The organism is Trichocoleus sp. Lan (assembly GCF_039961855.1).
Taxonomy (GTDB): Bacteria; Cyanobacteriota; Cyanobacteriia; order Cyanobacteriales; family FACHB-T130; genus FACHB-T130.
In genome coordinates, this window is sequence record NZ_JAMPKA010000002.1 from 268,741 (window position 1) to 289,951 (window position 21,211).

Consider the following 21,211-nt stretch of genomic DNA (forward strand, 5'->3'; position numbering starts at 1 on the left):
TAGGTTAGTTTCATCAAAATTTAGAGTAATAGTAATTGTTATTAGTCCTTAATTTGCGAGTATTACTAATTACCGATTCCTATGACCGTTACAAACCCTTCAAGCGTACCTGTTGCTCTAACAATTGCCGGTTCCGATAGCGGCGGCGGTGCTGGCATTCAAGCCGATTTACGGACCTTCGCCTTTCACTGCGTTCACGGCACCAGTGCCATTACTTGCGTGACAGCGCAGAATACGCTGGGAGTCACGCGGGTGGATGCTTTACCGACAGCAGCAATTGTCGCCCAGATTGAGGCTGTGGTGACGGATATTGGCGTCCAAGCAGCGAAAACGGGGATGTTGCTGAATGGGGAGATTATTGCGGCTGTAGCGCAAGCTGTGGAAGCTTTCAAACTGAAGAACTTAGTCGTCGATCCCGTCATGGTATCGCGCACAGGTGCCCAGCTGATTGACAATGACGCTGTGGCAACGTTGCGGGATGTCTTAATCCCTAAAGCAGCGATTGTGACCCCCAACCGCTACGAAGCTCAATTACTGAGCGGGTTGCCGATTCATACCTTGGATGATATGCGCTCTGCTGCCCAACGCATTTATCATTTGGGAGGTGGGCCATCTGTATTAGTGAAAGGAGGCGGCATGGAGGGAAATCTACGCGGCATCGATATCTGGTTTGATGGGCACCATCTGGAAACGTTAAAAACCGCTACTGTAGAGACAACAAACACTCACGGCACGGGGTGTACGCTCAGTAGCGCGATCGCGGCTAATCTATCCCTGGGCAAAGATCGGTGGTCTGCGGTTCAAAAAGCCAAGGATTACGTCACTACTGCTCTAAAATACGCTTTAGCCATTGGTCAGGGTCAGGGTCCAGTGGGACACTTTTTCCCCCTCCTACAATCGGAGAATTAAAACAATCGGAGAATACAAAGGTTATAGCAATGACACCGTAAAGATCGATTGGGGCATATTCCTAGTTGATTAAATAGCAAATTTGTTAAAAAATGGCTGTCAGAGTCGCCTCACTTTCCATTATTGTTGCCTTACCAAACTTAAACTAAATCCATGATGTCTAATCCCTCGACCCGCTCGCCAATGCAAAATGCTTATATTTCTGAGCAGACTCCCCAAAGCCCAATGAATACCTACCGTCCCTCAGTGCCAATTTCGGTTTACAAAGAACTCTCAGCAGAGTTACAAACAGCGCAAGCGATGCTGGACTCGCTGAATTCCCAAAATCAGCAGTTAGCTAAAGAAAATCAACAGCTGCGCCAAGAAATCGAAAAAGTTGTTCAGTCAGCTTTGCACGCACAACAGGTAGTTACTTCGTTTCCCTCCGGGAGCCGAGTTGAAGTTCCCCCTCCCCCCATTGAACCGGAAATTCGGACTGCACCAAACGCAACACCTAAGCGGCGTCCTCCGCAGCCTCCTCGTCCTCCTCGTTCGGCTGCGATCGCTCCGCCAGTGGAAGTTATACCCCCTCCCCCGCCCAAAGCTGAACCAGCACCACTAGCTGATTTTTCAGAAAGCTTGGTAATCGAACAGGAAGAAGGTCGGTATCGTCGCCCAACTCAGCCAGAGCGTTCCGCAGATGTGAGTGGCTGGTGGTTAATCATCGTCATCTTTTTGATTGTGGCGACAGCGTTTGGTACTGGCTTTTTGATTGTGCGTCCGCTTTTGAATAATAGTCGTTAAGCTTGCTGGTTGACGGCTGAAAGATTGACTCTGCTAGAGTCGGAAGAACCGGGTGCATTTGCCTGGAACAACCGCTTTGATACAAGTCGGGGCAAATATTTTCAAACCCGCGCATCTTCACTGTACTGTTTAGTCAACGCTGTCTAGTCAACTGTCCAGTCACATCTGTCAAGTTAACGAGTCAGTGATATCCAGCAAAACCCGTTAGTTAGGGTTGGCACAATGGATGCCTCTAGTGGGAGTGAAGAGCAATATGTATCATATAATACAAAAAACTTTGTTTGAGCAGTGATAAAACATAGCCGCCGCTTTACGAGTACCTTTGGTTGTACAAATTGATTGTACAGATCAAATCCAGAACGAACTGAGGAGTTAGAAGCTTGAAAAAAGTTGAAGCGATTATCCGGCCTTTTAAACTCGACGAAGTTAAAATTGCGCTAGTCAACGCGGGAATTGTAGGAATGACCGTTTCTGAAGTCCGAGGATTTGGGCGGCAGAAAGGCCAAACCGAACGCTATCGCGGTTCCGAGTACACGGTTGAGTTTCTGCAAAAACTTAAAGTAGAGATCGTTGTTGAAGATAGCCAGGTTGATATGGTGATTGAGAAAATCATTGCCGCTGCCCGAACGGGTGAAATCGGTGATGGTAAGATTTTTGTCAGCCCGGTAGAGCAGGTCATCAGAATTCGGACGGGGGAAAAGAATCTGGAAGCTGTCTAAGTTAGGACTGAGGGCTGAGGACTGAGTCATCAGGACTGAGGACTGAGGACTGAAGGCTGAGTCATCAAGGCTAGAGGTCAGGAGTAATAAAAAATCAGAAATTAGAATTTTTGGCGATCGCAAAATTCTGATTTCTGGTTGCTGGATTTCTAACTTCTGGACTCAATCCTCAGTCTTTAACGTCTGTAGCTGGGGTAAGAGAATTTTAAAAGCTTGACCGCGATGGCTCCACTGGCGCTTCAACTCAGGAGTCATTTCCGCAAAGGTCATTTGCTCTTTGGGAACGTAAAAAATCGGATCGTAGCCGAATCCTCCCGTACCGCGAGGGGCGTGGAGAATTTCGCCGCGGCAGACTCCTTCGGCTTGCAGGGCGATCGCGCCATCGGGACGAGCGATCGCGATCGCACAAACAAATTGCGCTTCCCGATTCAGTTCGTTGCCGAGTTCATTCAACAGGCGTTCAATTCGATCGGGGTCGGTTTTGCCGTAACGCGCGGAATAAATACCGGGTGCACCCTCTAAGGCGTCTACTTCCAAGCCAGAATCATCTGCGAGCGCCCACTCTCCAGTCGCCTGTGCCACCTGGGATGCCTTCAGACAAGCGTTAGCCATGAAGGTGTCACCCGACTCCTCAATCTCCAGTTCCTCTGGCTTCAGGGTCAGTTCCCAGCCAAATCCGCTTAAATATGTCTGCATCTCTCGCAGCTTACCTGGATTTCCCGTAGCGACTACCAACACAGTCATCGCGATCGCTCCCTTGCTGAAATAAATAAACGCCTACACGATTATAGAAACCTGTTTTTGCAGAAGTTAAATTTTTTGGCTGGCGATCGCTATCTGAAACTTGTAAAAAATCACCCATTCAGGTGAACGAAACAGCGGAACTAACTCGCACGATAGCAGCGTCAAGCGTTTTATCTGCTATATGCATTCGATGAGCGTTGGAGTGCCGCTCGTCTCACCTAACACGCTCTCCGCTTGCAAAAACAACTCTATTGAGGTTTCTATGAGACAGATTTTCAAAAACCACTCCAAAGCCGTAAACCCCGGTGAAACAGTTCACCAGTCCGAGCGAATTTTTGCCGTTTTAGTTCTAACTGGCGTCCTGTCTTTAGGCGCAGGTCTGACACTGTTAGAAACCGCATTTGCTGCCCCAGCCAGACTTTCTGAGTCTATCACCAGACTGGTTAAGGTTAAAGACCAGAAAGTGGGGCAAAATCTTGACCGTAAGCAAGCGAATCGCTTACCACCTCGAATTGCTAACGCTGTTCGTCAAGATTTGTCGCGTCAAACTGGCATCGCTCCGGGAAAGCTCAAGATTACTCAGTTTAGTCAGGAAACTTGGAACGATGGCTGTTTGGGACTTCCGAAATCGGGTGAATTTTGTACCCAAGCATTAGTTCCCGGTTGGCGCGTTGTCGTGTCTAGCAGTAATAAAACTTGGGTTTATCACACCAATTCTACAGGGCAAGTTTTACGCTTAGAAAAGTCGAATACTCCTGCCAGTAACATCCCCGCAAACTTCCCCAAATCAGTTGCCAATGCTGTTATCGCCGATGCCTCCACGCAGTTGGGTTTGCCGGTCAACCAGATTCGCGTCGTCCAAGCAGAACAAAAAACCTGGCCTGATGCGTGTCTAGGGATTTACGCACCTGATATTTTGTGTGCGCCAGCGACAGTAGAAGGGTGGCAGGTGACGGTAGAAGCAAGCGGAAAACGCTTGGTCTATCGCACGAATGCAGCTGGTTCTGTAGTGAAGGTGGATCAACTCGCGAGTTTGCCGAATTCCGTTCGAGATGCAGTCTTAAGGGAAGCTTCCAGACAGTTCAAAGTGCCCACTACCGAACTGAGCATCGTTCAAGCTCAACAGTACAATTGGGATAGCTGTCTGGGTTTGGGCGGTATTAACGAGAGTTGTCTTACTAATGCAATACCTGGGTGGCAGGTAACTGTACAAAGCAAGCTACAACTGTTGGTTTATCACACCAACAGCGATGGTTCCATTATTAAGTTCAATCAAGCAGCAAGTAAACTAAGCGATGCTGGCATCCTCAAGCCGACGCCAATCCCGACTAGCGAACTACCACCATCCTTAGATAAAAATGTGGTGTTTCGAGCGATTGCCAGTGGCGGTTTTACTGGCAGAACCTACGAAACTGTTTTATTGAATGACGGAAGCTTGATGCGGGTTCGCATCGGCGATGCTAATGACTCCGAACGTAGCGTTCTCCGCATTCCTGTGCAACAGGTACGACAGTTTCAGCAAATGCTAGAACGGCAGCAATTTGCCCAATTTAAGAACCTAAGCTACCCAGCACCCAGCGGTGCTGCCGATCACATCACCTACACCCTTAGCAGCCGCAAAGGTACAGTTCGCTACACCGAGATTAATCAAGGGAGTTTGCCTGCACCTTTAGAGAAGGTGATCCAAACCTGGAATCAGCTTGGCAGCAGCGCCCAAAGATAAGATCGGGCAGAATCCAGATACTCTCATTCTTAGCCAATAGGGAAAGCAGCCCCAGACTGGGGCTGCTTTCCCTATTGGCTGATATCTTGCCAGTGAAGCAACTGAATAACACAGGGATTGCTGTTTGGCGATCGCTAAACAATTCCGACTACCGATCCTTGAGGAAGGTGTTTTGGCGATCGCTACGACTTTTCAAGGGTTTCAAGAGTTTTAGAGAGTCTTGCCAATCGGTATTTTTGCAAAAGCTCCCCTGAGCGTACTTCACACCCAACAATGAAAGTCTCTGTAGTTTTGCCTAGTCCGCGCGATCGCGCCTTTGCGCTAACAGCACGTTAAAGTCAGCTCTAATGAAGTGTGATTTGGGTCTAAACTAAGAGTCGAGCCGCTTTCCGAAAAAGGATTTGACAGAATTTCACACTTGATTATTTATCTTTCATACTTTTTACTTTGTAATTTCTGCTTTTTTGGGCATCCTGAAAATAGACATGAATTTTTTTAGGCTAGCGACTATGTCCACTCCGTTCCTTATTGTAGACTTGCGATTGGCTCAAACCCCTGCCAAGAAGGCTCAACCTAAAGCCCCTGCCAAAAAAACTCAAACCGCCCAACCAGCAGCCGCAGCCGCCAACGCTCAACCTGCGCCCATCTGGATGTACACTTCCGGAGGACTGCTGTTACTTCTCATTGCTGGGGCAGTATTTGTCAAGCTTAAAAAGGATGAGATGGCAAAGAAAGCCAAGATCCAGGATTTTAAAGTCAAAGACCTCCAGAAAAAGTTAAAGTTGGCGCTTGACTCTATTCATAGAATGGAAAGCAATCCTGACTTGGTTAACTCACGCGAATTCAACCTGGATTACCTCAGAATGCGAATGGATGAAGAGGTATTTCACTTTGCCATTGTTAATCAAATCAAAGTCAGAGTAAAAGACTTAATCACTATCGCCCTGCGTCCTACCCAAGCATCACAAGCCTCAGTGGGCATTGCCAGTACAGCGGGACGCCAAGTTGATGAGATTTTTGATGTCATTTATGAGACGGGAGAGGGTACGAAGCGCTCTAAGCGGGTGCTTTTCCGCATTCAAATCAAGTTAATGAAATTACCTACCCAAGCAACTTCTGCTACGATTAGCCAAATTATTGATTGTATTGAAACATTCCTCAGTCCAGCGGAAGACCACGATACTTGGCAACCCACAATTCAGGGTCGTCTTGCAAAACTACAATGGGATCAAAAAGCCAAACCGACACCTTTATTGGTGCTAGAACAATTGAGTGAAGGTGGCAATGTCACTATTCGCACGAAGCGCTAGGATGTTGAGAAAAAAGTTATTTTCCATCAGCAACCAGGGTAGATTCTGCTTGGTTATCCTTTAGTGACATCTTGCTCCGGGCGGTTGAAACCGGACAGCGATAGGAAGCACGCAAACGAAGCCTGCCGAGAGCAGGTTACAAAACCCTTGTTTTCGGTTAGTCCGCGCTTTTGGATTTGGAATGCAATCGTCCCAGCATTCTATTCTGAGAGCTTGATGCAAGATATGAGCTTAGCTACAATCAGCTCTAAACAACAGGCTTTCTTGAAGTGTAGATGGCAAATGAAAAGATTGCCTTTTGTAGAATGAGCCATTCGCCAAAACTATGTAGTGTGTAAAGAGAAATCAACCCACTTCAATCGAATTTTTCACTCAGAAATCTGACTTAAGCAGGCGTTTTTTCGGAAATAATTGTATCGCGGACTAGACGCCCATCTTCCATGTGAATAATTCGGTCAGCAACATCTAAAATACGATTGTCGTGAGTTACCATCAAAATCGTACATCCTTGTTCCTTTGCCAATCGCTGCATCAGCTCGACAACATCGCGACCGGACTTACTATCTAAAGCAGCAGTAGGTTCGTCAGCTAATACTAATTTAGGATGACTCACTAAAGCACGCGCGATCGCTACCCGTTGTTTTTGTCCCCCAGAAAGATTCTCCGGGTAGTAATTTATGCGATCGCCTAACCCCACCGCTTCCAACATCGCGGCTGACCTGGTTGCAGCTTCCTGTGACGGAATATCCCGATGCAGTTCCACCGACATTTGTACATTCTGTCGCGCTGTTAGGCACTTCAGCAAATTGTGAGCTTGAAAAATATAGCCTATGTGCCGCCGTACCTGCACCATTTGGCTTTTAGAAGCTCCAATTAGTTCTTGTCCTAATACTTTCAGGCTACCTTCTTGAGGAGACCTTAAACTGCCCATTAAAGTCAATAATGTAGTTTTTCCTGACCCTGATGGCCCAGTCATGATTGTAATTTCTCCCGGCTGCATTTCCAGATTTATATCAAATAAAATCTGTTTCCTGAGCGAACCTTTGCCAAAGTAATAATTGAGATTTTTAATTGCAACAATCGGTTCTTGCAGCATAATTTTTCAATTTCATTAAAATTAGCAACTAGCTATGTTAAAATATACCATTTAAAAAATATCAGCGGGGTCGGCAGCTCGGAGCTTACGGACTGCGATCGCACCTGAAATCAAGCACATAAAAATAGTTAAAAGCAACACTACGGTTGCTCGAACAACAGTCATTGCAATCGGTAAATTTGTACCGCCTTTTATAAAAATATAAAGCCCTGACGCTAACGAAAAGCCAGGAATATAACCTAAAACTGATAAAATTAAAGCTTCCTGAAAAACAACAATTAGTAAGTATAAATCCGTATAGCCTATCGCTTTTAACGTAGCATATTCAGCTAGATGATCGGCAACATCAGTGTATAGGATTTGGTAGACAATAACTGTACCAACAACAAATCCCATTAAGGTTCCTAAACCAAAAATGAATCCAATTGATGTACTGGTTTGCCAATATGTCTTTTCAAACTCAATAAATTCTTCATGGGACAAAATTTGTACATCTGTACAATCTTTATCCATATTTTTTAAGTCTTGGCATTTCGCATCATTCTTCTTTAAATTAAAGGACTCCTTCATATTTTGAATAACTTGACTTACATCCGCACCGGCTTCTAAATTAACCACTCCAATATCAATCAATCCTCTCTGTCGTCTAGGGAACATCCGAAAAAAGTTCAAATCGCTCGTTATCAGATTACCATCGGCTCCAAATGATGCGCCTAGCGTGAATAAGCCTTGTACTTTGACGCGACGGCTTTCTACTTCTGTTTCAACAGTTTTTCCCTGCTTAAACCAATCACCAACTGCCCCAAATTCTGGACGAGACGCTTCATCAAATAAAACAACATCTGGAAGTTTAATTTTATCTCGGTTATTTTTAACTTCGGGTAAATTTAGAATTTCTGCTGCGGGATTAAATCCAATTACCATCAATTGGCGAGTGCGGCGATTTTCTGGATTTTTCCACAAGCCAAAGCCAAGATATACTGGACTGACCGATTCTACTCCGTCAAAGCTGAGAGCTTGATACAGTCGCCGCTGTGGGAAACTTTTCATGGCAATCAAAGCCGTGGACTGGGAACTGACCAAAAAAACGTCCCCCTGCATATTTTCATGCAAGCTTACGGAGCTTTGAAAAAGGGCATCGCGAAACCCTAACTGCACAAACATCAAAATGTCAGCAAAACCAATACCGGCAAGTGCCACCAGCAGCCGCATTTTTTCACGGGTAAGCTGTAACCAGGCTAGAGGAATTTTTGGCATGATTCTACAAAACTTGTTGGCAAGGGGCTAATGGCTAATTGTTCAAAAACCATTAGTAAAGATAGCTAAATATGAATTTTGACGGTGACTTTAGAGTTAGTTAAACCGGCAACGCGGCGGCTGGACTCTGCATTTAGGCGAATTTTTACTTCCACCACTCTGGCATCTACATCTGCGGCTGGATCGGTATTTAAAATATCTTTTTTCCCAATTTGCAAGCCAATCTGATTGACCGTTCCTTTGAGTTCATCGGCAAAAGCATTGCCCTCGCTGTTAATCGTCGCTTGCTGCCCTAGCCGCACTTTTCCGATATCACTTTCATAGATTTCTGCGACAGCAACCATCAAATCGGTTTGCCCAATTTCGACGATTCCATTATTACCAATGGTTTCTCCAGGACGGGTATGAACTTTCAAAACTTGACCAGCAACGGGTACGCGGACATAGGCTGATTCCAAGTCGGCTTGCGCTTGTTTGACGGATGCGATCGCGTTCTCAATTTCGGCTTGTGCTGCTTGGACATCGACGGGGCGAATTTCCGCAATTTTTTCTAACGTCGCTTTGGCTTCGTTAATTTGCTGTTCTAAAGTGGCGATTGTCTCTTTAGCAGTGGCTTTGGCTTCGTTAATTTGCTGTTCCAGGGTAGCTACTTTCTGGTTAGCAGTGGCTTGAGTTTCGTTGAGTTGCCGAAGTGCCGTTTCTACTTCTAAGCGCTTGGTGTCAAAGAGAGAAGCTCCAACGGCACCTTGTTGATATAGCTGCTCATAGCGATCGAACTCCTTTTTCGCATTATCCATCTGGGCAGTCAGGCGGGCAATCTTAGCAACAGACGCATTTTTTTCCCCTTGCAGTTCGGCTTCTAAGCGAGCTACCGTCGCTTGTTGAGTGGCAATTTTCCCGCGTAACTCCTCTTGGGTGCGAGCGATCGCTGCCTTCTGAGCGGTAATTTCCCCGGTTTGCGCTCCAGCCTTAACTTTATTGAGATCGGCTTGGGCGACTTTGACTTGTTGTTTTGCCTTGTCCAAAGCTGCTTGTAAGCGATCGCGATTGTCGAGAATTGCCACCACTTGACCTTTTGTGACCTTATCTCCCTCACCGACCAAAAGTTGATCCACGCGAGCAGCGCCCTGAACCGACATAGGAGCAGAGAGTTTGATCACTTCCCCTTGCGGTTCCAGACGCCCCAAGGCAGTCACAGCAAGCTTAGGAGGCGTACTCGGCTCTACTGCTGGCACCGGCTGCTGAGCAGCCTCTCGCAAGGCATAGAGGTTGTAAACGGTAACACCGCTGGTTGCTAAAGCACCAGCCACGACAACCGCGATCGCCCACCGCCCTACAGGTTTTACGAATGGTTGATTCTTGGAGCCAGATTCCTGTGCCATAGCCTCTAAGGAAATTATTTTTATTAATTAATCTTAAGAGGTAGGCATCAATCTGGCGAGGGAATCTTACTAGCAGATTAAGCACTCGGTAAGTCAAACAGAACTGTCGTCATATAATGTTCTGCCCACTCCTCGCCAAAAGCTTTTTCTAGCACTCGACGGGTTTTGTCGTTTTGCTGCTGTTGGGTGCAGTAGTTGCGTTGACCCTGCAAAATTTCAGCTTGCTGTTCGGCAGAAACGGGTTTGGCGGCTTTGGCATTAACACAATGAATGTCTAAAAACGCCTCGACGCGAGAGAGAAACTGGGTTTCTTCCTCTGGATTACTGGGTCGAATAAAGATGCAGAATTCTGAAAAGATTGCGCCCCAAGCGGGTAGTTCGCGCGGTTGGGAAAATTGAAGGGCTGGTAGCGCCTGAAGTTCAGCGGTATAGTTTGCCGGTAAGGTACGGTCGCTGCTTGTAGGAGAAAGATCTGCGATCGCGGCACTAATCTGTCCCCGTCCCCCGACTAAATCGCAGCCAAACATTGGCAGCGCGTATTCTGGACGCGGAAACATCACGCAATGCAAAATATCCAGCATTGTGCCGACTTTTGCCAATTCCAGGTGCATTTTGCGGAACTGCGGCGACTGGTAGCAGCGATTTTCAATCGTTAGCTTTTCACCTTCTAATCGCCCTTCCACATACCCCAACTCTTCTGGCAGGTGGTAGGGAGAAAGGTCGAGATGGCGGTGCCAAACTGCCTCGATAGTGTCCGCTAAATTGCGAATCAGAGGGTGTTGTTGTTCGCGTAGGGAAGGCTTAGAAGTTTCGAGCATTTTTTTAAAATTTGTTTTCTTTAGCGTACAAGAATCCAGTAATAAAGGCAGGTAGGTTAAGGATATCAGCTTGCCACCCGCGATAACCCAGAGTTATAACAACAGCTAATAGCTAGGGGCAGGCGATAAGTATGAAGGGTGAAGTCTTTGGCGATCGCTACCAAATCGAACAACAGCTTGGAAAACGCGCTGGAAGACGCACACTCCTAGCGCGTGACCAAAAAACGCAACAATTAGTAATAATCAAACTATTGACTTTTGGCAGTGATTTTGAGTGGGAGGAGCTTAAGTTATTTGAACGGGAAGCGGAAACTTTAAAATCTTTGACACATCCGGCGATTCCGCGCTACCTGGATTATTTTGAGCTAAATTCACCGAACTACAAAGGATTTGCCCTCGTCCAAACCTACGTGGAAGGGAAATCTCTAGAGGAACATCTCAAAGGAGGAAGAACTTTCAGCGAAGCAGATATCAAGCAAATTACCACTGCAATTTTAGAAATTCTCAACTATTTGCATAGTCGTCAACCTCCAGTTATCCACCGAGATATTAAACCCAGCAATATTTTATTAACCAATCGTTCTGGTAATAATGTTGGCGAAGTTTATTTAGTTGATTTTGGGGCGGTGCAGACTCTCGCCGCCAAGGAAGGCGGGACAATTACAGTTGTGGGAACTTATGGTTATATGCCGCCGGAACAATTTGGCGGACGTGCAGTTCCCGCATCCGATATTTACAGTTTAGGCGCAACTTTAATTTATCTGGCAACAGGTCAACATCCTGCTGATTTCCCTCAAACAGATAACTTGCAAATTGAATTTGAAAAAACTGCCAATCTCAGTCCTGTTTTAATCAATTGGTTAAAGCGGATGACACATCCCAGCTTAAATCGACGCTTGGCTTCTGCTAGTGAAGCACTACAAGCATTAAAACAAGAACATCCAACAGCAGATAGCTTTCCTCTAGTTGTCAAGAAACCAACTGGTAGCAAAATTTCACTGACTAAAAATGCAGATTTTATTAAAATTAGTATCCCTCCGAAGGGACTTACTGCTTCTACGATAGGGTTGTGCTTTTTTGCGATCGCTTGGAATTCATTCATCTTCGTGTGGACAAGCTCTGTCCTATTTGCACCACTAGGCTTCAACTTGTTTATGGTGTTGTTTTCACTACCCTTTTGGTTTGCTGGCGTGAGTATGATCTGGCAGATTCTCTTTGCGTTATTTGGACGATCGCAGCTTTATAGCAATCAAAAGCAAATTTCACTGACATGGGAAATATTTGGATTTAAATTCCATCGTCCTCGTCCAGCATTGAGACAGGATATTAACAGGTTGGTATACATCCCGAAACACCATAAAAAAGACTCAGAAGGAAACCGGGTTGATGTTCCAGGCAAAATCATTATTGAGGCAGGATTAAGGCAGTATGAACTTAACGCTGAGAGTGGCGGCATCCATGAAGCGGAACTCGAATGGTTAACCCAAGAACTTAGCGAATGGTTAGAAATACCCATTACAAGAGATTATCTTCCTCCAGCCGCTCGATAGTCTCCTATAGTTGATTGTGGATAGTTCGCAGGAAACGGGTATGTTTGGTTTAGGATGGCCTGAAGTGGGAGTAATCGCGATCGCAGCAATTTTAATTTTCGGTCCCAAGAAGATTCCCGAACTGGGAAGTTCGCTGGGTAAGACTTTACGCGGCTTCAAGGACGGAGTAAGGGGCGTGGACGAGGAACCATCAGATGAAAATCAAGACCTCAAATAACGGGTAGGGACACGGCATTGCCGTGTCCCTACAAATACATAACTGATGAGCGTTTAAAGGGTCTGGGCTACAGACGCCTTCAAGCTATTTTGATTTTCTATCGACGGTGCAACCGGCTGATGTCCGTTTTCCCCTTGAGGACGACGCGCCTCAATTAAGCTAATCGCACGGGTGACGCTTTCCGGCAAAATGACCACCAAACTGCCTTCTGGTGCTTGCCCCAGCGCCGTATTTATGGCGGTCGTCTCATCCAGAATGGTTTCATAGCGGGAATCTGGCTTTTCTTGCTGAATTCCCTGAGAGATTAAGGCAGCTGCCTCACCGCGAGGTCGCCCCCGCGTATCATCATCTTCCTTGATGATGATGCGGTCAAACATATTAGCCGAGAGTATGCCCAGAGTAACGAAATCTTCGTCGCGGCGATCGCCAGGGCCACCCACCACACCAATTCTCTCACCAGGCCAGTTGCGGACAAAACCACCTAACGCCTCATAGCTGGCTGCATTGTGAGCATAATCGATCAGAGCATTATATTTGCCCATCTCGAACATATTCATCCGTCCTGGTGTCTGAGCGGTTGAAGCGCGGAACGTATTTAAGCCCTGACGAATTTCCTCAATCTTCACCCCTTCCGCAAAAGCCGCCAAACTCGCCGCTAGCGCGTTGGCAATCTGAAAAGGTGCCCGTGCCCCCATCGTCAGCGGCACATTCACCGCTTGTTCAATCCGTAGTACCCAATCTCCCTTCAAAATCGACAAATAGCCATTTTCATAAGCCGCTGCCAAACCGCCCCGACGGGTATGTTCTCGCACCAGCTCATTTTCTGGATTCATGGTGAAATAAGCCACTTGTCCCTGCACCCGCCGCGCCATCGCTGCTACCAAGGGATCGTCGGCGTTCAGGACGGCATAGCCTTCTGGCATCACCGCTTCCACCACGACGCTCTTGAGATGAGCCATATCTTCGATCGTTTCAATATCCCCAATTCCCAGGTGGTCGGCAGCCACGTTTAAGACGACACCCACATCAGAGGCACTGAAAGCTAAACCAGAGCGGAGAATCCCCCCCCGCGCGGTTTCTAGCACCGCCACTTCTACCGTGGGATCGGAAAGAATCAGCTGGGCACTTTGAGGGCCGGTGTTATCCCCCGGTTCCACCATATAATCCCCAATGTAAGTGCCATCGGTGGTAGTGTAGCCAATCGTTTTCCCCGTCTGCTTGAAGATGTGGGCAATTAGACGAGTCGTTGTTGTTTTACCGTTGGTGCCAGTAATGGAAATGATGGGAACGCGAGTGGGCGCTCCAGGCGGAAAGAGCATATCTAGCACTGGGGCAGCTACATTTCGCGGCAAACCCTGGCTGGGACAAACGTGCATCCGGAATCCAGGGGCGGCGTTCACCTCAACAATCACCCCATCCATTTCTCGCAAGGGTTTGCTGATATCGGATGTCACCACATCAATTCCAGCAATATCCAACCCGATAATCTTGGCGACTCGTTCGCAAAGCCAGATATTTTCGGGATGAATTTCGTCAGTCCGGTCAACAGCAATCCCGCCAGTGCTGAGGTTGGCGGTTGCCCGCAGATAACAAATCTCTCCGGCAGGTAGCACGGTCTCTAGGGTATACCCCTGCCGTTGCAATAGCGTGAAGGTGGTGCGATCTACTTCAATTTTGGTGAGGATGTTATCGTGCCCTTCACCCCGATGGGGATCGCTATTGGTTAGCTCAATCAATTGCTCGATGCTGGATGTGCCATCTCCTACCACATGGGCGGGGACTCGTTCCGCAACTGCCACCAATTTGCCGTTGACCACCAATACTCGGTGGTCGCTTCCAGTATAGTAGCGTTCAACAATCACCGAGCGAGTTTTAGAAGCGCTCTTGGCAGCATCATAGGCTTCTTCTGCTTGTTGGAAGTCGGTGATATTGATAGTAATGCCCCGTCCGTGGTTGCCGTCGAGGGGCTTGAGGACGATTGGGTATCCCCCCACCTCTTGAATGGCGTCTTCAAGTTCGTCCAGGTAGTGAATTACCGTGCCGCGCGGAACCGGCACCCCGGCTTGGCGCAACATTTTTTTGGTGCCTTCTTTGTCGGAGGCAAGTTCGACACCCAAAATGCTAGAGTGGTTGCTCAAAGTTGCCTGCATCCGCTTCTGGTAGACGCCATACCCTATCTGAATCATGGCGCGAACGCTTAAAGGCATCCAGGGAATTCCCCGCGCTTCGGCTTCTTTGACAATGGTTTCGGTGCTGGGACCGAGGGCAGCAGCCCGTGCGAAATCCCTCAGGTCTTTAAGATCCTGTGCTAACTCCTGGGCGGAGTAGGTGCCGGTGTCTACAATACTCTGACAAAGGCGCACGGCGGCTCTGGAGGCATAGCGACCGGCTTGTTCATCGTGGTACTCAATGACCACCTGGTAAATGCCTGGGGTGGCTGTTTCGCGGGTACGACCAAAGCCAGCTGGCATCCCAGCGAGTTCCTGGAGTTCTAGGGCAACGTGTTCGATGATGTGTCCCATCATCGTGCCTTCTTTGACTCGGCTCAAGAAACCACCTCGACAGCCAGGGGAACAGAAGTGTTCTTCCAGACTTGGTAGCACCTGAATTAATCCCTCGTAGAAGCCAGGAATCTGATTGGATGGCTTTTCTGCAAGTTCTTCTAAATCTAGGCGCATGACGACCAATTTTTGCCGTCGAATACTCCAGTAGTTGGGACCCCGTAATGTCTGGATTTTTAAAATTCTCATGGCTACTTTTGCGGGTGATTCAGAGGATGTGGGCTGTCGAATCGCGGGTAGGGACGAAGATGCAAGCGATTTCACATCTGCTGCTTTTAAGAGAAAACTTTGCCAGAAAGGCTTCGCCCTTACTGAATCCGCTGCTACTTTAAGCAATTCCCTAGTTTCCAGCTTTAAAAAGTCACTAGACTGTTCTCCACGAACAGTTTTTTGCCAAAAAGGCAATCATGACAAGTTTTAAATTTGGAATTGAAGTACCGCTAGTAATATTCACTCATCAGCCATCGGGTAGCAGGATGACTCGCTGGTGTAAATGGTAGCGATCGCCATAACTAAGAATATGCAACCGTAGATTGAAAATACTAATCGGATCGGTTGCTCCCACTAAAGATTGATTGGTGTGAGATATCTCCCCAGGATCGACGATAGACACGGTGCCTTTACCGACTACCTGTAAAAGACCATCCGCTTCCACTAAGGCGCAAGTATCTTCGTCAATCCCAATCCCTAATTTGTCTGGATGAGCCGAAATCGCACTAATCAGACGCGCCATGCGATTGCGATTGTGAAAGTGTTGATCTACGATCACATCCGGTAAAATCCCTAACCCTAGCGTCATATCGACTAGGGAACGATTGGGAGACTCGCCGCTACCGCCTCCCGCAATCATATGATGTCCCATCACCGCCGCTCCTGCACTGGTTCCTGCCAGCGTAATCTCTCCCAGTTGCGCGCGGTATCGGACTCTTTCCATAAATGGCGTCTCGCCAAGCAGTCCACAGAGTCGCAGTTGATCGCCTCCAGTCATGAAAACCCCTGTACACTCTTCAATGTACTCCTGCATCAAGGGATCGTAACTCTGCTCCCGTTCGCGGATATCTAACACTTTCACGACTTTCGCACCCATTTCTTGAAAGATGGTGAGGTAGCGATCGCCAATCACCGCAGGTTCTCTGGATGCTGACGGAATAATCGCAATGCAGGCATCAGTCGAGCCAGCACGATTAAAAAAGGTTTGTAATATCTCTCGTCCGTGAACTTTGTCTTCCGCACCGCCGATCACCATGATGGCGGTTTTCGTTGATTGGGGCATCCTCTGTACTAAGGATTGAGGTTCTAACTGAAGCATCATGTTGCTCTTGACCATAGGGTGATATCGAATACTATCGTTCTGCCAGTTGATAGGAATGCCAATTTATCCTGATGCATGGTTCTTGCTCAACTCTCTCTAACCCCCTTGCTCACCAGGACAATCCCTACTTTCACGCTTGTCAATCGTCTCAATTTCCTTATCAATCTTTACTGGCAGGCGTTCCATCAACATCACCAAACAATTTAATTGTTTTTCTAGGTTGTTGAGTAACAAACGTTACAGATCGCCCCTAGTTTGTCGCTTTTGGGCTTAATCCTATATGCATAATGCCAGATCGAGTCAACTTTTTTTATAAAATATTTAACATTATCTTGCGATTAGGTATACCGGGTAGTGGGTAATCGGTAGGAATTCGTAGGGAATGGGTAAAATCAACCTACTACTTAACTATCACCGACTTCTGCTGTGCGATTTGATATTGTTACTCTTTTTCCAGATTTTTTCTCCTCTCCTCTGAGTTCGGGACTATTAGGGAAAGCTTTAGCCAAACAGATTGCTTCCGTGCATCTGATCGATCCCCGTAACTTTGCCACCGATAAACACCGCCGCGTGGATGATGAGCCTTACGGCGGCGGAGTAGGGATGTTGATGAAGCCAGAGCCGATATTTGGTGCTGTGGAGTCACTGCCAGTTCTAGCCAGACGCGAGACGATCCTGATGACGCCGCAGGGAGAACCGATGAAGCAACCGCTGTTTCGAGAATTGGCAGCCAATTATGACCAATTGGTAATTATTTGCGGTCATTATGAAGGTGTCGATGAGCGGGTGCTGAATTTGGTGACACGGGAGGTATCTTTAGGGGATTTTGTCTTGACTTGTGGAGAAATCCCGGCGCTGGCACTACTCAACGGCACCATTCGCCTACTACCGGGAACGGTGGGGAAGGAAGAGTCTTTAAAAGCAGAAAGTTTCGAGGCGGGGTTGTTAGATTATCCTCAATACACCCGTCCTGCTGACTTTCGCGGGTGGAAGGTGCCGGATGTTTTACTATCGGGGAATCATGCGGAGATTGAACGCTGGCGGCGAGACAGACAAATCGAGAGAACGCGCGATCGCCGTCCCGATTTATTTGCTGCTTGGTTGCAAGATTCCAGTTCCAACCAAAAACCAAAAACCATGAATCAGAATGAGCTTGAAAATGATATCGTCACCGTTAGCACACTACAGATAGCGCTAACAGCCCAAGCGGGTACGATTCAATCAAAATTGTCTGAATTAAGTCTTACGGCTAATACTCAAACCCAGGAAGGGTTGATGCAGCTACTACAAGCATCTGTGCAAGCACTGCTAGAAAATTCCGAATGCTGGACTCATGTGTTGGGGAGTTCACAGACAGTTTCTAGTCGGGAGGAAGCCGAAACAGTCTTCAACAAACTTTCGTTACAAGAACGTAGCAAATTTACGGCTGAAACCCTCTCTAACGTAGATGGCAAAGTTACCCAGCAACAAGTTGAACTCGATTCAAATGAAGAACAACCTGCATACATCGTCGTAACATTGCTAATCGGCACGGCTGACGATCAGCCGTTATTTGAAAACCTCAATTCTGCACATACTGTAAAGCTTGCTTTAGAGAAAGTTACAGCCATCAGCCTCGACTATCTAATGGTGTATGAACTACTCTGGAGTCCTCAGGTAGAAACTGATGCACTTACTCAAGAGGAACTTTTGAGCGAGTACCGTGACCTGGTAGCGATCGCTTAATCTCAAGTTTTACAACTGACTGCTTGCAGGCTAAAAAGCTTAAATTATGGAGAAAATCAGCCGGGTTTAGTCTGTTCCAAATTATGATTTTCTCAGGTTGAAGTGGAGTCGTCCCGGTGTTAAAAAAGCTTTTCAAATATGTACTGGTAGGTGTAGTGCTGGTGCTGGGCTACCACGCGATCGCTTCTGCCATTAGTGCGGCATCGACTCGTCAGCCTGTGTGGTCAGTAAACCTACACGCTAGTACGGCACCAATCGCAACAGAGAACCGATTGCTGGTGCCAACGGGGAATACAAAGCCCTCAGCACTTCAATCCCTTGAGCCGGCAACCGGGAAGGTGCAATGGCGGAGCCAGCAGCCGATTGGCAGGGTGTTTGCTGTAGAGGGTAATACTATCTATGGCAGCGATTTTGGGGCACTGCCGCTGGTTGACGATCCCAAAAACCTGGTGACGCTTGATGCCAACACAGGGAAAACAAAAGCAGTATTGCCACTTGACGATTCAGACTTTGCGGGAATGATTGGAGTATCTCAGGGAGCCTTCATTCTCAAAAGCTATGTCAGACAGGGAGTAGAGAGCGATCGCAACGAAATTTCTGCCCGTACTCCAGATAAACTGCTCTGGAAGTTTGTCACCCCCAAAGACAGTATGGTTTCTACCTTTGAGAGTGTGGACTCCAAATCGCCTGTGGTTCAAAATGGGGTAGTGTTTTTGCCCATCTTAGTTAATCCCAGTACACCCCAAAGAGGATACCAACTCACCGGATTGGATGCCGCTACAGGCAAAGTCCTCTGGACTTGGAACACCTCAGCTGAGCTAACGGATGTCACAGTTTTAGGAGACACTGTATATCCGGCAGTGTATAGCAAAGACCGTACAGGAAAGGAACCTGGTTGGGTCAAGGCACTCGATTTAAAAACGGGCAAGGAACGCTGGACTCATACGATGCGGGGCGGTGAAGCCAAGCTAGCGAGCGATCGCGAAGTCTTCATTTGGGATGGTGATGCCAAGACGAGTACGCGATTTGTCGTTTTGGATCGGCAGACTGGGGCTATGCTTCGGCAATTTACCTTATCTCGCCAGGATCGGCAAGAACCCAGACCCATCGCTCTGGCAGACAATATTATTTACACGGCTGATATGGAAATCGAAGGTGTCAGCGCTCTTGGTTTCTATGGTTCAGCAAAGAACCCTAGTCGGGTGAATGCCTTCGATGCCACAAGCGGACAGGTGCTTTGGCACACCCCGACACTCCGTGAAAGCCATATTTATCGATTTGTTCTGAATGGCGATCGCTTGTTCTTAAGCAGTAACGGGCTAGAAAACAATGTCCAGAGTGTTGTGCAGTCCTTTTCTACTCGCTAGAACCGCTGACGCAAACTCCAGACCAGAAACCCGCCTGAGATCGCAGCGTAAAGCACAACGCTGACAGATGCGATCGCCCAAAAGAATGGATTCCAAGCACTCTGGCTGACATCAATCCCCATCGGGCCGACAAACCTTTGCAGCACATCGATACCAATACTACTTGCGATCGCGCCAACACCACTGATTAGCACCCACCAACCTGCTTGCGGCACTTTTGTTCTCAGCACCAGCCACTGTGCTACCCCCAGCAAGATGCCGTAGATACCATCAAACAAAAACTGAGGCAGCACGGACATCGTGGGCATCATGCCACCTATCAAGCCGGAAGCTGGGGGCATAAGAGTCACTGCCCATAGCCCGTTGATTACCGCTAGGGCGATCGCACTTCCCAAACTGGTTGCCAGCACCCAGGAGCGAATAGATGGGAGCCACTGCCTTAAAACCAGCCATTGAGCAGTTCCACCTAAAGCACCGCCGATCAATCTAAATACGATGAGGATTAACAAAAGGCTAGTGCTACCCCCAGTGAATCCTCCCCCTGTCGCTGATGCAACCACTCCGGCAACTCCGTCCACAATGATTTGCAGCAGTTTAGCCACGACACAGGCAACTAACCATTGCCACAAAAGTTTCTTCCATGCCAAAGATTTGTCTATCGTCACGCTCAATCACTCTTTAAGTCATTTATTCTGTCAAATGTGGCTTATTTTAAGGGCAGATTATTGACCACAAAACCCCATTTGCCGTCCTGATAAACAGCTGCCAGCCCTTCAGAAAACTTCGTCGCCACATCAAATTGAGGGGTAATCATAAACTTGCCAGTTTTATCAATAAAACCCCATTTACCACCCTGAGCAGCCGGTGCCAGCCCCTGAACAAATTGGTCTGTCTCTTCAAACTGCGGTGAAATAAGGATTTTCCCTGTTTTATCGATGTAACCCCATTTACCCGCCTGATTGATGGCTGCCAGTCCTTCAGAGAAATTTATCGCTTGGTCAAACTGAGGAGAGATAATCATCTTTCCTGCTTTATCAACATAGCCCCATTTTCCCTGTTTTTGGATAGCAGCTAATCCTTCAGAAAAAGGAGTACAGTCATTAAACTGGAGTGGGATAGCAACCTTACCTTTACTGTCAATATAGCCACATTTCTTGACTTGTCTGACGGCTGCTAAACCCTGAGAATATGCGACTGTCGCGTCAAATTTGGGTGGAACAATAAACTTGCCAGTTTTATTAATAAAGCCCCATTTCTTGCCCTGCTGAACCTCTGCCAATCCCTCAGAAAAAGGCATAGCGGGTAAAATCTGGGAATCAAACTGAGGAGGAATGATAAACTTGCCAGTTTTGTCAATGTAGCCAGTTTTGCCACCCTGCCGGACGGCTGCCAGCCCTTCGGAAAATCCACTACAACGCTCAAACTGTAACGGGATGGCAACTTTACCTGTTTTACTGAGATAGCCACATTTGCCAGTAAAACCGCCCAGTTGCACATCTACCAGTCCCTGAGAAAACGAGCCAACAATATCAGGTGCTTCCTCTCCTTCGCCATTGTCAGGTCCAACCCTAAATTTGAGAGGAATGATGAACTTACCAGTTTTGTCGATAAAGCCTTTTTTGCCCTCTTTTTCAACCTTAGCCAGCCCATCAGAAAATGGGTAGACATCATCAAACTGAGGAGCGATCGCCAGATTCAGAGTTGCTTTGGTTGCAAACATCTGCTCATCTGTTACATC

At 47.4% G+C, this 21,211-nt stretch carries 18 protein-coding genes and 1 pseudogene; 10 read left to right on the forward strand and 9 right to left on the reverse strand.

Going from position 1 to position 21,211, the window contains the following annotated elements:
• Window positions 1-81 precede the first annotated feature (81 nt).
• From thiD to NDA03_RS02670, 3 genes are all read left to right on the forward strand, one after another.
• Complete coding sequence (gene thiD / locus NDA03_RS02660) at window positions 82-909, forward strand: bifunctional hydroxymethylpyrimidine kinase/phosphomethylpyrimidine kinase (protein WP_348237214.1); 828 nt, start codon at window positions 82-84, stop codon at window positions 907-909.
• Window positions 910-1,062: 153 nt separating this feature from the next.
• The gene (locus tag NDA03_RS02665) at window positions 1,063-1,692 is read left to right on the forward strand and encodes a hypothetical protein (protein WP_348237216.1); all 630 of its coding nucleotides are present in this window, start codon (window positions 1,063-1,065) and stop codon (window positions 1,690-1,692) included.
• 380 nt (window positions 1,693-2,072) lie between these two features.
• Complete coding sequence (locus tag NDA03_RS02670; protein ID WP_190412314.1) at window positions 2,073-2,411, forward strand: P-II family nitrogen regulator; 339 nt, start codon at window positions 2,073-2,075, stop codon at window positions 2,409-2,411.
• A gap of 162 nt (window positions 2,412-2,573) precedes the next feature.
• Here the strand turns inward: NDA03_RS02670 and rdgB are convergent, their stop codons facing one another.
• Window positions 2,574-3,155 (reverse strand): RdgB/HAM1 family non-canonical purine NTP pyrophosphatase, encoded by a 582-nt coding sequence (gene rdgB / locus NDA03_RS02675; RefSeq protein ID WP_348237217.1) that lies wholly within the window; start codon window positions 3,153-3,155, stop codon window positions 2,574-2,576.
• A gap of 262 nt (window positions 3,156-3,417) precedes the next feature.
• Here rdgB and NDA03_RS02680 point away from each other — a divergent pair, with 262 nt between their 5' ends.
• Both NDA03_RS02680 and NDA03_RS02685 read left to right on the forward strand, forming a co-directional pair.
• Window positions 3,418-4,878, forward strand: coding sequence for a hypothetical protein (locus NDA03_RS02680; protein WP_348237218.1), 1,461 nt, complete (start codon window positions 3,418-3,420; stop codon window positions 4,876-4,878).
• A 509-nt stretch (window positions 4,879-5,387) separates the two neighbouring features.
• On the forward strand, window positions 5,388-6,188 hold the full coding sequence (locus NDA03_RS02685; RefSeq protein ID WP_190412316.1) for a hypothetical protein: 801 nt from the start codon (window positions 5,388-5,390) through the stop codon (window positions 6,186-6,188).
• A gap of 385 nt (window positions 6,189-6,573) precedes the next feature.
• Here NDA03_RS02685 and NDA03_RS02690 read toward each other — a convergent pair whose 3' ends face one another.
• From NDA03_RS02690 to NDA03_RS02705, 4 genes are all read right to left on the reverse strand, one after another.
• Entirely contained in the window at window positions 6,574-7,284 is a 711-nt protein-coding gene (locus NDA03_RS02690; RefSeq protein WP_190434372.1) for a DevA family ABC transporter ATP-binding protein, read from the reverse strand.
• 51 nt (window positions 7,285-7,335) lie between these two features.
• Window positions 7,336-8,541 (reverse strand): ABC transporter permease DevC, encoded by a 1,206-nt coding sequence (gene devC / locus NDA03_RS02695; protein ID WP_190434370.1) that lies wholly within the window; start codon window positions 8,539-8,541, stop codon window positions 7,336-7,338.
• A 65-nt stretch (window positions 8,542-8,606) separates the two neighbouring features.
• Complete coding sequence (locus NDA03_RS02700; protein WP_348237219.1) at window positions 8,607-9,923, reverse strand: ABC exporter membrane fusion protein; 1,317 nt, start codon at window positions 9,921-9,923, stop codon at window positions 8,607-8,609.
• A gap of 77 nt (window positions 9,924-10,000) precedes the next feature.
• Window positions 10,001-10,741 carry a phycocyanobilin:ferredoxin oxidoreductase gene (locus tag NDA03_RS02705; protein WP_190412320.1) on the reverse strand — a complete coding sequence of 247 codons (741 nt, stop codon included), beginning with the start codon at window positions 10,739-10,741 and terminating at the stop codon, window positions 10,001-10,003.
• Between the two features lie 131 nt (window positions 10,742-10,872).
• On the opposite strand from NDA03_RS02705, the gene NDA03_RS02710 reads away from it, so the two are divergent.
• Window positions 10,873-12,291: a serine/threonine-protein kinase gene (locus NDA03_RS02710; RefSeq protein WP_348237220.1), complete on the forward strand. Its 1,419-nt coding sequence runs from the start codon at window positions 10,873-10,875 to the stop codon at window positions 12,289-12,291.
• 40 nt (window positions 12,292-12,331) lie between these two features.
• Complete coding sequence (tatA, locus tag NDA03_RS02715) at window positions 12,332-12,508, forward strand: twin-arginine translocase TatA/TatE family subunit (RefSeq protein WP_190412322.1); 177 nt, start codon at window positions 12,332-12,334, stop codon at window positions 12,506-12,508.
• Window positions 12,509-12,561: 53 nt separating this feature from the next.
• Here tatA and cphA read toward each other — a convergent pair whose 3' ends face one another.
• Both cphA and NDA03_RS02725 read right to left on the reverse strand, forming a co-directional pair.
• Entirely contained in the window at window positions 12,562-15,258 is a 2,697-nt protein-coding gene (gene cphA, locus NDA03_RS02720; protein WP_190412323.1) for a cyanophycin synthetase, read from the reverse strand.
• A gap of 268 nt (window positions 15,259-15,526) precedes the next feature.
• On the reverse strand, window positions 15,527-16,378 hold the full coding sequence (locus NDA03_RS02725) for a cyanophycinase (RefSeq protein ID WP_190412853.1): 852 nt from the start codon (window positions 16,376-16,378) through the stop codon (window positions 15,527-15,529).
• A gap of 429 nt (window positions 16,379-16,807) precedes the next feature.
• Here NDA03_RS02725 and trmD point away from each other — a divergent pair.
• The 3 genes and pseudogenes from trmD to NDA03_RS02740 all read left to right on the forward strand — a co-directional run.
• Window positions 16,808-17,491, forward strand: a pseudogene (trmD, locus tag NDA03_RS02730) (tRNA (guanosine(37)-N1)-methyltransferase TrmD); the annotation flags it as partial.
• A gap of 27 nt (window positions 17,492-17,518) precedes the next feature.
• Window positions 17,519-18,106: a DUF1517 domain-containing protein gene (locus tag NDA03_RS02735; protein ID WP_348237263.1), complete on the forward strand. Its 588-nt coding sequence runs from the start codon at window positions 17,519-17,521 to the stop codon at window positions 18,104-18,106.
• 116 nt (window positions 18,107-18,222) lie between these two features.
• Complete coding sequence (locus tag NDA03_RS02740; RefSeq protein WP_348237221.1) at window positions 18,223-19,473, forward strand: PQQ-binding-like beta-propeller repeat protein; 1,251 nt, start codon at window positions 18,223-18,225, stop codon at window positions 19,471-19,473.
• Here the strand turns inward: NDA03_RS02740 and NDA03_RS02745 are convergent.
• Window positions 19,470-20,138 (reverse strand): hypothetical protein, encoded by a 669-nt coding sequence (locus NDA03_RS02745; protein ID WP_190412326.1) that lies wholly within the window; start codon window positions 20,136-20,138, stop codon window positions 19,470-19,472. The genes NDA03_RS02740 and NDA03_RS02745 overlap by 4 nt on opposite strands.
• A 41-nt stretch (window positions 20,139-20,179) precedes the next feature.
• Window positions 20,180-21,193 (reverse strand): WG repeat-containing protein, encoded by a 1,014-nt coding sequence (locus tag NDA03_RS02750; RefSeq protein ID WP_242037066.1) that lies wholly within the window; start codon window positions 21,191-21,193, stop codon window positions 20,180-20,182.
• Between the last annotated feature and the right edge of the window lie 18 nt (window positions 21,194-21,211).

What these genes read in the sequence shown, in the direction of transcription:
- thiD (WP_348237214.1), top strand. Translation starts at nt 82, where the DNA reads ATGACCGTTACAAACCCTTCAAGCGTACCTGTTGCTCTAACAATTGCC.
- NDA03_RS02665 (WP_348237216.1), top strand. Translation starts at nt 1,063, where the DNA reads ATGATGTCTAATCCCTCGACCCGCTCGCCAATGCAAAATGCTTATATT.
- rdgB (WP_348237217.1), bottom strand. Translation starts at nt 3,155, where the DNA reads ATGACTGTGTTGGTAGTCGCTACGGGAAATCCAGGTAAGCTGCGAGAG.
- NDA03_RS02680 (WP_348237218.1), top strand. Translation starts at nt 3,418, where the DNA reads ATGAGACAGATTTTCAAAAACCACTCCAAAGCCGTAAACCCCGGTGAA.
- NDA03_RS02685 (WP_190412316.1), top strand. Translation starts at nt 5,388, where the DNA reads ATGTCCACTCCGTTCCTTATTGTAGACTTGCGATTGGCTCAAACCCCT.
- NDA03_RS02690 (WP_190434372.1), bottom strand. Translation starts at nt 7,284, where the DNA reads ATGCTGCAAGAACCGATTGTTGCAATTAAAAATCTCAATTATTACTTT.
- devC (WP_190434370.1), bottom strand. Translation starts at nt 8,541, where the DNA reads ATGCCAAAAATTCCTCTAGCCTGGTTACAGCTTACCCGTGAAAAAATG.
- NDA03_RS02700 (WP_348237219.1), bottom strand. Translation starts at nt 9,923, where the DNA reads ATGGCACAGGAATCTGGCTCCAAGAATCAACCATTCGTAAAACCTGTA.
- NDA03_RS02705 (WP_190412320.1), bottom strand. Translation starts at nt 10,741, where the DNA reads ATGCTCGAAACTTCTAAGCCTTCCCTACGCGAACAACAACACCCTCTG.
- NDA03_RS02710 (WP_348237220.1), top strand. Translation starts at nt 10,873, where the DNA reads ATGAAGGGTGAAGTCTTTGGCGATCGCTACCAAATCGAACAACAGCTT.
- tatA (WP_190412322.1), top strand. Translation starts at nt 12,332, where the DNA reads ATGTTTGGTTTAGGATGGCCTGAAGTGGGAGTAATCGCGATCGCAGCA.
- cphA (WP_190412323.1), bottom strand. Translation starts at nt 15,258, where the DNA reads ATGAGAATTTTAAAAATCCAGACATTACGGGGTCCCAACTACTGGAGT.
- NDA03_RS02725 (WP_190412853.1), bottom strand. Translation starts at nt 16,378, where the DNA reads ATGCTTCAGTTAGAACCTCAATCCTTAGTACAGAGGATGCCCCAATCA.
- NDA03_RS02735 (WP_348237263.1), top strand. Translation starts at nt 17,519, where the DNA reads ATGAATCAGAATGAGCTTGAAAATGATATCGTCACCGTTAGCACACTA.
- NDA03_RS02750 (WP_242037066.1), bottom strand. Translation starts at nt 21,193, where the DNA reads ATGTTTGCAACCAAAGCAACTCTGAATCTGGCGATCGCTCCTCAGTTT.